The sequence below is a fragment of the Methylocystis sp. genome (genome assembly GCF_021731785.1).
Lineage (GTDB): Bacteria > Pseudomonadota > Alphaproteobacteria > Rhizobiales > Beijerinckiaceae > Methylocystis.
Map to the genome: position 1 here is coordinate 1 of NZ_JAKFWS010000157.1, position 11,787 is coordinate 11,787.

12 protein-coding genes and 1 pseudogene are annotated in these 11,787 nt (G+C 61.2%); 5 read left to right on the forward strand and 8 right to left on the reverse strand.

Annotation, left to right across the window (positions count from 1 at the left end):
• The 3 genes and pseudogenes from QZ964_RS19850 to QZ964_RS19860 form a co-directional block, all read left to right on the forward strand.
• Positions 1-678, forward strand: a pseudogene (locus tag QZ964_RS19850) (IS21 family transposase); the annotation flags it as partial.
• Positions 611-1,339: an IS21-like element helper ATPase IstB gene (istB, locus tag QZ964_RS19855; protein WP_292533811.1), complete on the forward strand. Its 729-nt coding sequence runs from the start codon at positions 611-613 to the stop codon at positions 1,337-1,339. The pseudogene QZ964_RS19850 and the gene istB, both read left to right, overlap by 68 nt.
• Positions 1,340-1,514: 175 nt before the next feature.
• The gene (locus QZ964_RS19860) at positions 1,515-2,717 is read left to right on the forward strand and encodes a tetratricopeptide repeat protein (protein WP_292533812.1); all 1,203 of its coding nucleotides are present in this window, start codon (positions 1,515-1,517) and stop codon (positions 2,715-2,717) included.
• Between the two features lie 168 nt (positions 2,718-2,885).
• Here the strand turns inward: QZ964_RS19860 and QZ964_RS19865 are convergent, their stop codons facing one another.
• The 8 genes from QZ964_RS19865 to QZ964_RS19900 all read right to left on the reverse strand — a co-directional run bounded on the left by QZ964_RS19865 (position 2,886) and on the right by QZ964_RS19900 (position 9,389).
• Entirely contained in the window at positions 2,886-3,524 is a 639-nt protein-coding gene (locus QZ964_RS19865) for a hypothetical protein (protein ID WP_292533814.1), read from the reverse strand.
• Positions 3,517-4,008: a hypothetical protein gene (locus QZ964_RS19870; RefSeq protein WP_292533815.1), complete on the reverse strand. Its 492-nt coding sequence runs from the start codon at positions 4,006-4,008 to the stop codon at positions 3,517-3,519. The genes QZ964_RS19865 and QZ964_RS19870 overlap by 8 nt, the downstream gene beginning before the upstream one ends.
• Positions 4,005-4,136: a hypothetical protein gene (locus tag QZ964_RS19875; RefSeq protein ID WP_292533817.1), complete on the reverse strand. Its 132-nt coding sequence runs from the start codon at positions 4,134-4,136 to the stop codon at positions 4,005-4,007. Before QZ964_RS19875 ends, QZ964_RS19870 begins: the two co-directional genes overlap by 4 nt.
• A gap of 175 nt (positions 4,137-4,311) precedes the next feature.
• The gene (locus QZ964_RS19880; RefSeq protein ID WP_292533818.1) at positions 4,312-4,659 is read right to left on the reverse strand and encodes a hypothetical protein; all 348 of its coding nucleotides are present in this window, start codon (positions 4,657-4,659) and stop codon (positions 4,312-4,314) included.
• Positions 4,656-7,082, reverse strand: a complete 2,427-nt coding sequence (locus tag QZ964_RS19885) for a DUF3631 domain-containing protein (RefSeq protein WP_292533819.1) — start codon at positions 7,080-7,082, stop codon at positions 4,656-4,658. The genes QZ964_RS19880 and QZ964_RS19885 overlap by 4 nt, the downstream gene beginning before the upstream one ends.
• 12 nt (positions 7,083-7,094) lie before the next feature.
• The gene (locus QZ964_RS19890) at positions 7,095-7,469 is read right to left on the reverse strand and encodes a hypothetical protein (RefSeq protein WP_292533821.1); all 375 of its coding nucleotides are present in this window, start codon (positions 7,467-7,469) and stop codon (positions 7,095-7,097) included.
• A 100-nt stretch (positions 7,470-7,569) separates the two neighbouring features.
• Positions 7,570-8,118 carry a hypothetical protein gene (locus QZ964_RS19895; protein WP_292533822.1) on the reverse strand — a complete coding sequence of 183 codons (549 nt, stop codon included), beginning with the start codon at positions 8,116-8,118 and terminating at the stop codon, positions 7,570-7,572.
• Positions 8,115-9,389, reverse strand: coding sequence for a tyrosine-type recombinase/integrase (locus QZ964_RS19900; protein WP_292533823.1), 1,275 nt, complete (start codon positions 9,387-9,389; stop codon positions 8,115-8,117). Before QZ964_RS19900 ends, QZ964_RS19895 begins: the two co-directional genes overlap by 4 nt.
• A gap of 450 nt (positions 9,390-9,839) precedes the next feature.
• Between QZ964_RS19900 and nikR the strand changes: the two genes are divergently transcribed.
• Together nikR and QZ964_RS19910 are read left to right on the forward strand one after the other, a co-directional pair.
• Entirely contained in the window at positions 9,840-10,307 is a 468-nt protein-coding gene (nikR, locus tag QZ964_RS19905; RefSeq protein WP_292533825.1) for a nickel-responsive transcriptional regulator NikR, read from the forward strand.
• 122 nt (positions 10,308-10,429) lie between these two features.
• Positions 10,430-11,787: TonB-dependent receptor plug domain-containing protein (locus QZ964_RS19910; RefSeq protein WP_292533827.1), on the forward strand; the 1,358-nt coding region annotated here is incomplete at its 3' end.

Here is an 11,787-nt window from a genome sequence, read left to right on the forward strand (position 1 = left end):
AGGAGGAGCGCCCCCGGCTCATTCCCTATCGCGGACGCTTCGACGGATTCCACGCGCTGCCGGCTTCCGTGTCGAAGACGTGCCTGGTCCGCTTCGACAACAACAAATACTCGGTGAACGCCGGCGCCGTTGGCCGTCCGGTCGAGATCCACGCCTATGCCGATCGCATCGTCCTCCGGCAGGATGGGCGCGTCGTCGCCGAACATGCGCGCTGCTTCGGACGCGGCGAGACGATCTACGACCCCTGGCATTACGTGCCCGTTCTGGCGCGCAAGCCCGGCGCGCTCAGGAACGGCGCGCCGTTCAAGGACTGGGTGTTGCCCGGGGCGCTCGAGCGCGTGCGCCGCAAGCTCGCCGGGTCAGACGACGGCGATCGTCAGATGGTGGCCATTCTCGCCGCCGTGCTCACTGACGGATTGCCGGCACTCGACGCCGCCTGCGCCGAAGCGCTCGAAAACGGCGTCCATTCCGCCGACGTCATCCTCAACATTCTCGCGCGCCGGCGCGATCCCGAACCCGCCGCGGTCATTGCGACCCCGGCGGCCTTGCGGTTGACCCAAGCCCCGATCGCCGACTGCGCCAGATACGATCAGCTCAGGAGCGTATGACCATGGAACGAACCGAAGTGCTCGACTTGATGGGGGAACTCAAGCTCTATGGCATGCGGAGCGCCTATGACGAGACATTGGCGACGGCGCTCAAGCGCAAACATGAACCGCAGCGTCTGGTCGGCGACCTGCTCAAGGCCGAGATATCGGAAAAGCAGGCGCGCTCGATCAAATATCAGCTTACCATCGCAAAGCTGCCCCTCGCCAAGGAGATCGACGACTTCGCCTTCAAGGACACGCCGATCAACGAAGGGCTGGTGCGCGACCTCGCCAGCGGCGCCTTCATCGCCCAGCAGCGTAACGTCGTGCTGGTCGGCGGAACCGGCACGGGCAAAACACATCTCGCGATCGCCATCGCCCGAAGCTGCATTCGCGCCGGCGCGCGCGGGCGCTTCTACACCACCGTCGATCTGGTCAATCGCCTTGAAGCGGAAGCCCGCGCCGGGCGGCAGGGACGGCTCGCCGATTATCTGACCCGCCTCGACGTCGTCATCCTCGACGAACTCGGCTATCTGCCCTTCGCCCAGGCCGGCGGCCAATTGCTGTTCCATCTGGTAAGCCGGCTCTATGAGCGCACCTCGATCATCGTCACGACCAACCTCGCCTTCGGCGAATGGCCGAGCGTTTTCGGCGATCCGAAAATGACGACCGCGCTGCTCGATCGGCTGACCCACCACTGCGATATCGTCGAGACCGGCAACGAGAGTTGGCGCTTCAAGAACCGCCTCTGATCACGCCGCCGCGCGCATCGTAACTCCAGTCGGGCTACGCCCTCCTTCCGTCACGACGCGCGCAACAAGGGGTCAATTTTGGACGCCGATATGGGGTCAAACTTCAACGCCGATTGACACCTATCGCGAGGCGCTGAAGGAATATACCCGCGACCGCGTTCCGCTCGACTGGGCGATGACGCAGATGAACCTCGGCAATGCGCTTGCAGTGCTTGGCGAGCGCGAAAGCGGGACGGATAAGCTCAATGAGGCGGTGGCCGCCTATCGCGAGGCGCTGAAGGAGAGAACCCGCGACCGCGTTCCGCTCGACTGGGCGATGACGCAGATGAACCTCGGCAATGCGCTTCGAAGGCTTGGCGAGCGCGAGAGCGGGACGGATAAGCTCAATGAGGCGGTCGCCGCCTTTCGCGAGGCGCTGAAGGAATATACCCGCGACCGCGCGCCGCCAAAGTGGGCGATGACGCAGATGAACCTCGGCGTTGCGCTTACAACGCTTGGCGAGCGCGATAGCGGGACGGAGAGGCTCAATGAGGCGGTCGCCGCCTATCGCGAGGCGCTGAAGGAAAATACCCGCGACCGCGTTCCGCTCTATTGGGCGAAGACGCAGATGAACCTCGGCAATGCGCTTACAACGCTTGGCGAGCGCGAGAGCGGGACGGAGAGGCTCAATGAGGCGGTCGCCGCCTATCGCGAGGCGCTGAAAGAAAATACCCGCGACCGCGTTCCGCTCCAATGGGCGATGACGCAGATGAACCTCGGCACTGCGCTTGCAACGCTTGGCGAGCGCGAGAGCGGGACGGATAAGCTCAATGAGGCGGTCGCCGCCTTTCGCGAGGCGCTGAAGGAATATACCCGCGACCGGGTGCCGCTCGACTGGGCGATGACGCAGATGAACCTCGGCGCTGCGCTTCAAACGCTCGGCGAGCGCGAGAGCGGGACGGATAAGCTCAATGAGGCGGTCGCCGCCTATCGCGAGGCGCTGAAGGAGAGAACCCGCGACCGCGTTCCGCTCGACTGGGCGATGACGCAGATGAACCTCGGCACTGCGCTTCGAGTGCTTGGCGAGCGCGAGAGCGGGACGGATAAGCTCAATGAGGCGGTCGCCGCCTATCGCGAGGCGCTGAAGGAAAATACCCGCGACCGCGTTCCGCTCCAATGGGCGAGGACCACGGGCAATCAGGGCGTAGCGCTGATGCGTCTCGCCCAACGCCAAAAAAATGCGCAAACGGCGGCGACGGCGCTTCGACAGATCGACGCCGCGCGCGAAGTCATGCGCGCCGGCGGCCACGCGCCGGATGCGGCCAATTACGAATCCCGGTTGCTCGAGGCGAGAGCGCTGGTCGACGGTCTCAAGACGAGCGCGCGCAAGCCAAAGTGATTCTTGGCGCAGGCGCGCCGGACCAATCGGTCTCTCTGCGCCAGGCGGCGGCCGTGACTCAGGCGGTGGTCGCCAAGAAGCTCGGTCGGCAACAGTCAGTTGTTACAACAATAGAAGCGGCCAAAGCCGGATGATCTGGTCGAATTTCTCGAACTGGCGCGGGCGACGTCAACGAGGGAGCTGGGACAGCCTGAGGGCCATTTTCGAATATTGCTCGGCTTTCTTGCAGGCAGATCGCAAAGAGCCAGAGCCGATGTCTTCCAACGCAGCTTCTTCCAACGCTTTGAAGATCTTTTGTAGGGTGGGATGAGCGCTCGCCGAGGCTTCATCGCGAATTTGGCCGATACGGGCGCGGACGTTAGCATTTGTTAGCAGCCGCTTGCCGTTTACCCGGCTCGTCGTATCGGCGGAGCGACCATATGCAGCGGCGTAAGCCGCCGACGCTGATTTGCCCGCCGCGACCGCTTGAGCAAAGGCTTCCTGCCGGACATTAGGAAGTGGCGCCACTTTCCGCTCCTCGGGCTTGTCCTGCGAATCCTGGCCTTTGGCAGAACATAGATCAAGCCAATTCCATGTGGTGAAAATAGCGGTTTCGAGCATCATAAACGCCCCGAACAAGTCGGCTGCTGAGAAAATCAATCTGATGGTCCTTGGCGCGCATTCGAAAGTCCTTGGCTTGTCGAGAAATTCCTGCCCGCGTTCGGCCAAGCCCTCACGAACTACGAGCAGCAATCGAAGAACAGCTTTCCAGATCACGCGCTGCGAGTGCGGCGTCGTTAGGGCAGATGTATACGGCTGTTTAGGCATTGCCCGCCGGTTTTATTAGTCCGGCGGAGGCAATCAACGCCGCCTCGGCGCGCCCGTGATTATACTTTTTGGCGAACAATTCAGCCTTGCCTGGCCAGCGGCGTATCGCCTCGCCGCGCGCCGCATTCTTCGCGCCATCCTTGCCTGGCGGAATACCTACTGCGCGCTTCCAGGGGCATGGCGTCAGGAACGTCACAGGAAGGCCAGCAGCGGCGCAAACGCCCTCGATGACGCCTTTGGACCGTCCGAAGCTAAAAGCCCCTGCGGGGCCTTCCCCGGGTCGAGCGCCGACATATTCAACAAAGCAGTGCCCAGCGTGCGCCTTCCAAATTAGATCGCTGAGCAACGGCGCGTTCACGGCGCGACGGCCTTTCGCCCCGTCGTTTAGGCACGGCATATCTCTGATTTCGGCGAGCGCGCCCGTTTTGGCGTCGATGAGGGCGATTGCGCCACCGAGGCCGGGGTCTATTCCGAGCACGATCATATTGACCGCTCCTGTTCGAGAAGGTCGAGCACGGCGCCGACAATGCCGGATAGCCGGCCGTCGCATTCGCGGGTGACGGCGGCGCGGATGGCTTGCGGCGGAACGCCATGTTGTAAAGCGATCGACAAGGTGACTGCGGCGTCCCGTGCGTCAGCGGCGACCGGGGTTGAACCTTTCGCGCAGTCGATAAGGACTTCGGCAAGCGTGTCATCTTCGAAGCTACCGACTCCGGCGACGTATTCAATGCCGCGAAAACTGAAGGCGACCCTTCATGCGCACGGCGGTTAGGGAGACGGCGGCGAGTCATGCGCGGCCCCGCGTCGGCGTGCATTCGAGGCAGCGCCAGACTTCGCGCCCATCGTCGTCCGGCCATGCGAACGTCGCCAGGCGTCTACAGCGGCAGAAGCGATCGGTCAGCCCGGCATGCGCGGCTTCCGCACTGTGGCGGTCGGCTTCGCACTGGAGGCGGGCGGGGTCATATGCGCTCTCGGCGCGTAGCTCATCGAGCAGCGCGTCCCGATGTTCGGATAGAGCCGGCTTGAGTCGCTCCACCGTCTCCGCCGGACCACGACAGGCGAGCTTGCCGGCGGGCGAGACGGAAATAGACAGGCCGGCGGCTCTGGCCTCTTTGAGAAGCCGGGCGGCGCTCATAGCTCCATCTCAATTTCATGAGGCATATCTTCGCCAGAGAGGGGGGCCGGAACTGGAACAGTGGAACAATCCAGGTTTTCTGGTTTTTTCGCCGTTCCATCCAAGTCCCCGTTCCACTTTGATTTTGGAACAGGCGACGAGTTGGCGGTGGCGCCGGCATGTTCCGATTTTGAAACTGGAACTGGAACGTCGTCCGAACGCACAGACGCCAGGTTTTCCAGCAATGTTCCATTGTTCCAGCTCTGAGGTGGGTGCCCAGGCGAAGCATGGCCCTCGCCATCAAGGTAACGACTCCAAGCGTCCTCGAATTGCCGGCGCTCGAATCCCTGCGCCGTTGTGTAGGTGTCGAGACGGACCTTCTTTGTCTTGATCGCGAAGGCCGCGAGACGCTTCCTGAACTGGGCCGCCGACATTGGCTTGCCCTTGTTCCAGGTCGCCCATGGTCCTTCTTCGTCGGCGACTAGACGGCACAGCAGTTCTTCGCGCGACAGCTTGTCGGCCCCGTCCTGCTCAAAGGCGTCGCGTATCGACAGAAGCAATTGCTCGCCGAGCGATAGGTCTTCGCGATCCTCCCCGCAAATCGTCAGCGCGGCGCGCCTCGCCTCTTTCGGCCAGGAGCCGCCCGCCAGGTCGGCGATGGCGAGCAAATGCTCCCAATTGTCCTGCTCCCTGTCGCTGAGCGTCTCGGGCATCTGTGGCCTTGCGCGGGCGATAGCCTCCCCGTAGTCCTCGCCAAAGCGGGCGAGCCGTCGGGCGAGCGCTTGGAATACGCCAGTCTCAGCGTGGCGCAGACGCTCGACCCTTTCCGTCTTCAACTTGCGCCGAAGATTAAGGACGATCCCACGCGACATGACGGTTTCGGGCAGCCGCCCGATACCGGCGATGGCCTTCGCGCCCCAGGTTGAAAACCGTTTAACCTGAAGGTCGTCGCCTTCGACGCGGAGCACATAGGCGCTCGGTCGCGTGTGGCCGGAATTTATGACGCCGCGTAGCTCGTCATTATCTTTCATGAAGGCGTCGGCCTCGTCGACGCATAGCGTCGGCTGCCTTGCCTCTATGACGCGAAACAGTGCAGCGGGGGAGACATTCGAGGCATAGAGCGAACGCCGAGACAGACGGCCGATCACGTCCAAGAGTTGCGATTTCCCACACCCCTTCTCTGGAGCCGTGACGATGGCGAGCGGAGCCACCTGCGCGTATTCGATGATCCAGGTGAACGCGATCCACAATGCCGCGGCTGTCGCCGTCGGCGGGTCGCATATAATGAAGCGTCCGATTGTCGCTCGAACGTCGTCGAGAAGATCAGCGAGATCGACAGGCTCAGCGCAAGGCTCGATATCGGCGCAGAGCTCAACCGCTTTTTTCTCGGCGGCCTCATCGCGGACGGCCGCGACCATTCTATCTAGGGTCGAGACGCGACAACCGAGCCGTTTTGCGGCGTCGGCGCGCTCCCGGTCATGAGCGATCGGATCCAACGCCGCGAGACGGGCAATCTCAGCGCCCGGCGCCGCCCCTCGAGGCTCCTGTGCAAACGCAGCGTCGAAAGCCTCCTTTATCTTCTCGGTGCCCCGCACCGCGGCGAAGTCGTTCCAATCAGTCCCGACGTCGCCAGCTTCGCGGTCGAAGGGCGGGACGATGATGTCTCCGCCGACAGCGGATGCGGCCTTTTCAGCTTCGCCCTTGCCGGGATTGAAACCGCGCTCGGCTTCCGTCCGATAGTCATCGTCGGCGGCGATGATGATGCGTGCGGTCGGATATGCGTCGCGCATTTTCTTGGCAACGGCGATAAGGTTGCCGGCATTAAAAGCGACGACGACGGGAAGGCCCGTCTTTTCGTAAATGCTGGCCCCGGTCGCATAACCTTCGGCGATGACCAGCGCGTCGTGCGGCACGCCAATTAGAAAGTAACCGCCCGTTGTCCGGCCTCCGGCCGCGAAAAGTTTTGAGCCGTCAGCGTTTATCGATTGAAGCGATATAAGGTCGTCGCCGTCGCAAATCGGAATAAGCAGCGCGCCATAGGCTTCACGAAGGCCATGCGCGCCGACGTCTTTCTTCTTAAGATAGACATGATCGTCGCTCGCGGGCTTGGCATTCGACCAGCGCCGCCGCGCCGACTCAGCCGCCTTTGCGTATGCTTCGGCCTCACGATTCTCTCGCACATTCTTCAGTTCGTCGCGTCGCGCCAATTCCTCTGGCGACAACAACGAAGTGGCCCTCCACTTGAATGTTGCACCGGTGCGCCAATCGCCGAAACTTCCGGCGGGTAGACCGTCGTCGTGGAGGATGTAGAAGCCAGCGTCGTCTCGCCCGTGCGGCGACGTGGCAAAGCGGCGAATTTTCCCGTCCGCAACGACTTCCTTCGGGGCGCGGCCGAGCTTTTCGAGAATTTGCGCGCGGAAGGCGTTTTCAATTTCGATCTTCATCGTGCGCCCTAATCAAACGCCAACAGCGTCGTCGAGATCGGCGTCGCCGACGCCGACGATCCGCTCTGCGCGCGATCGTGTGTCGGTAGAGTTGACGGGCTTTGCCACCTTCGGCTTACGGTCTCGCGGCGGCTGCAGTGTGAGGTGGTGATAAGCCGCCGCGCCGCCGACATATTCGGCTGTTGACGAAAAAATTTTCAGCGCTCGGTGGTGTCGGTCCAGTTCAGCATAACTATAAAAAACTCGAGCGCCCCGCTTTATGAATCGCGGCCCTTTTCCCTGGTGTCGCCAAACGGCCAGCGTGGCTTTTGTCGAGTGGATGTAACTCGCGGCCTCATCCGGCGGAGCGATCCCACGCTCATCAATCGGGTATTCTTCATGATTCATCGGTCACCTCGATAATCGACGTGACCTCTCAAATCGCACGCATTAAATCTAAAAAAAACAAGATTGGTCGGCTCGACCTTTCCCTATTTATCTTGGGTGCCTAATCCAGTCTTTTCTTCGGCCGGCCCTTTCTCGGCCTGCGCAATCCACCAGTCACACCATAGGATCGCTTAATTTCTTCGATGGCGCTTCGCACGGTATCGCGATGGATACTTGAATGGACCGCAGTAACTTCGATAGCTTCATTCAACGTCAGTTTGGGATCATGAACCAAAGCCATCAGCACCAAATATGCTGAACGGCGGTCGCGTTGCCGCCTGCGCCATTGATCGGCGGCTCCTCCACCGCCACTGCGCTGACCAAGCCCGAGGGCGTCTCTGAAAATATTGGGAGCGCTTGCGTTTGTTGTGTTGAGTCCGTGGAGTAGATTTCGTGAAAGACCCGCCAAGAAGTGCATCTGACTTTCGTCCAGAGGCATGCCTGATTCGCAGTTCCAGCCTATGTCTATGAGAACGTCGAGCGCGTCTGCGCCGCGGGGCGCGGACGGGCGCGGGCTGTCCCTAAATAATAAATCGGTAGCGTTCGGATTGTCCGGAAAGAGCAACTCGGCAAGCCTACGGGCTTCATCATTTATAATCGCGCTGCTCATCGGGCGCCTCGCAGCGGAGCTATGTCGCCCTCACGGCCATCAAGTTTGTTGGCAATCTCGTTACCGATGCGCTCTACCGCTTGGCGCAGCGGATCGTTATGCAAATGCGCGTATTTCGCAGTGGTCTGGCTAACGCGATGACCCAAAAGCGCGCCGATAACCGGAAGTCCAAGGCCCGAGGAAGCGCCAACGGATGCGAAAGAGTGGCGCAAGTCGTGAATCCGAACATCTTCCAACGCAGCGGCCTTTCGGATGCGCCGCCAAGGTCGATTGAGATCAGCACGCGCACGATCGGGCCGCTCGCCGGGAATGACGAACTCGCTATTTCTCATTGCGCTGGCCAGGAGCTCTCTCGCTGCCGGCGGCAACAAGACCGTGCGGCGGCCGGTTTTGCTATCTCGCAGGAAAAGACGAGAGTTCTCGATGTCTACGTCCTGCCAACGCAGCGTCAGGATTTCGCGCAGTCTAGCGCCCGTCAATGCTAGGAGCCGGATGGCGAGAACTGCGCCCGGCTCGATGAGCGTCCGTCGATTATCCTTCTTGGCTAGATACTTGGCGTTCGGGCCGCCTTCATCGACGTGCCACGGCAAGCCGAGTGTTTCGGCTTCGGCAAGGATTGCGCCGAGGCGCGCCAGTTCGCTAGTCGTCAAGAAGCGTTCGCGCCCATGTTCTTTTCTACGGGCCGCGTGCTTGGCGCTTGCGGGATTGTAACTTTCAGGGACGTAGCCGTGGCGTTCTGACCATCCGAAGAAGGTCGAGAGTGCAGCCAATGTCCGGTTCGGAACGACGCCTTTATCGGACAACGCCTTTGCGATGCGCGTGACGTCGGTGACGGCAATGTCGGATGGCCGTCGATTCCCAAGGTGCGGGGAAATGTTCTTTTCAAAAAGACGCCGATATTCCTTCTCTGTGCGCTGCTTGCGCGTATCTTTGACGCTGGCGAGCCAGTCTTCAGCGAGGTCGGAGAGCGTGATGGCTTTGCGCTGCTTTGACCTGTCGCCTGCCGGGTCGCCGCCAAGCCGAACCTCGGCCAATATGCGCCGCGATTCGGTTCTCGCCTGATCGACTGTCAGGACCGGATACCGACCGATGGTGTAAACGCGCTTGGGCGCCGCCCGACCACGTCCATAGCGGTATTGGACCGCAAAGGTCTTAATTCCCGTCTTGGACACCCGCAGGAACAAACCCGGCAGCTCGCTGTCAGCGATCCAAGCTTCCTTGCCTGTAGGCTCGACCGCATCCACCAGTCGTTTCGTGATTTTCGCCGGCATGTCGCCATTCTGAGAGGGCACCGCGAGGGCACCGTGGATTAAATTCTGCCTTGTCGAGATTAAGGCCAATTAAGGATTGGATGGATAGTCGATTGTTTCAAGGGCTAATTTTTAATGAGCACTAAAGCCCGTAAATTTCAAATGATTATCGGCATCCAATTTCCTAAACCGAAGGTCAGGGGTTCGAATCCCTTCGGGACCGCCACAGAGGCTTTGTCCGGTCTGAAGATATAGGCGACGGATCGTTCCCAGAAACATGGGTGACAACCTCGGGCCGAACGGGTTATCGAAAGCTGCAAGGTTTTCCGCTCCAGATCGACCAAGCCGAGATCAGCGGCGCGATGAACGCGCCCGCCCCTATTGGCGGCCAGCGCCGCTTAACGATAGACTGACCGCCGCGCCCTGGAGCCGTTGACCACAAGCGCAGGCGCGGAGAGCCGGAGCCCACCGATGCAGCGCGTGACGATAACGATCGACGAAGAGCTGATGAGCGCGCTCGACCAATATATGGAGGCGGGCGGCCATCGAAACCGTTCCGAAGCGGTGCGCGATCTCGTTCGCGCCGGGCTGCTCAAAACGCCCGAAGCCGACGAAAGCGCCCGCCCCTGCGTCGCGGCGCTCGTTTATGTATACGACCATGAGACGCGACAGCTGTCGAAGAGATTGATGAACGATCATCATTCTCATGCGGGCATGTCGATCGCGACGCTGCATGTGCATATGGACGAGGCGACCTGTCTCGAAGTGTCGCTGCTTAGGGGCCAGAAGTCGGACGTCGAGCACTTCGCCGACCATTTGATCGGCGAGCGCGGCGTCCGATACGGGCAGCTCGTCGTCGTGCCGGCGGATGTCGCGCACGGCGAAGCCCCCGATGTCGATCGGCATTTAAGAGAAAGTCACGCGCATCATTCCAGCTAGAGCGCGTCCTCTGTGGCAAATCGGCAACGCTTTCGGCAAATTGCATTTAGCGCATTGACCTGGCGCGTCGTGTAAGACAATTTTTAAAAAAAATCACAATACGCGCATATTGGTGACGCCGAATGAACCGCAGAAACGCCGCTTCCGTATCCGCCGTCGCCATCGCGATTTCGTTCATCGGCGCTGAGGCGCAGGCGCAATTCACCGCGCTGCCAACGATCAATGTCGGCGGCCAGCGCCCGGCGGCCAGCACGGCTGCGCGGCCTTCGCGTTCGAGCGGACAGGCGACGCGCGGACCGGTTCGTCCCGCGCCGGTCATTCAGGATCCCACCGTATCGGTCGCGCAAAAGCCGCCGCCGCTCACGGCCTCCAGCGACAAGTTCTACACCGGCGCGGAAGTGACGGCCTATCCCTACTCGCGTCCCAGTGAATCTCTCGAAATCGTGCCGGGATTGATCGTTTCCCAGCACTCGGGCGACGGCAAGGCCAATCAATATTTCCTTCGCGGCTTCAACCTCGATCACGGCACCGATCTGGCGCTTTATCTCGACGGCATGCCGCTCAACATGCGCACCCACGGCCACGGGCAGGGCTACGCCGACACGAATTTCCTCATGCCCGAGCTGTTGTCGTCGATTCTCGTCCACAAGGGGCCTTATGCGGCTGAAGACGGAGATTTCTCTTCGGCCGGATCGATCTACATCCAATACATCGATAAGATCGACAAGGGCTATTTCTCCGGAACCGGCGGCAGCTTCGGCTATGGCCGCGGCTTCGCCATCCAGCCTTATAAGGACATCTATGGCGGCGACGCCTATGGCGCCGTTGAGATGAACGTCTACAACGGTCCGTGGCAGCGCGGCGACGAGCTAAAGAAGATCAACGGCGTGTTGCGCTGGACGCGCGGCACGCAGAGCGACGGCATGTCGGTGACCGCGATGGCTTACGCCAACCGCTGGTATTCGACCGATCAGATTCCCATGCGCGCCGTGAATTCCGGCCTGCTGTCGCTATGGGGCACGCTCGATCCCACCGACGGCGGCGACACGACGCGTTTCTCGCTCTCTGGACGATGGAGCCAGACGGAAGGCAATCACTACTCGCGCGTCGAAGCCTATGCGATCCGCTCGACTTTGGAGCTCTACAACAACTTCACCTACTTTCTTGCGCATCCTGACGTCGGCGACCAGTTCCGCCAGTTCGACCGGCGTACAATCGTCGGCGTCAACGCTCAGCATGGCATCGCCTGGAACTCGTTCGGCCTGCCAGTCCAGACGCGCTTCGGTCTCCAGGGTCGCTATGACGACATTCGCCTGGGCCTGCAGGAAAGCTTCCGCCGCACCATGTACGATTCGATCCGCAACGATTATGTCGGCGAGGGCAGCATCGGCGTCTGGACCGACACGACGGTGAGTTGGACGCCATGGCTGCGCACGGTGGCGGGCGCGCGCGTCGACCTTTATTCAGCCGCCACCAATTC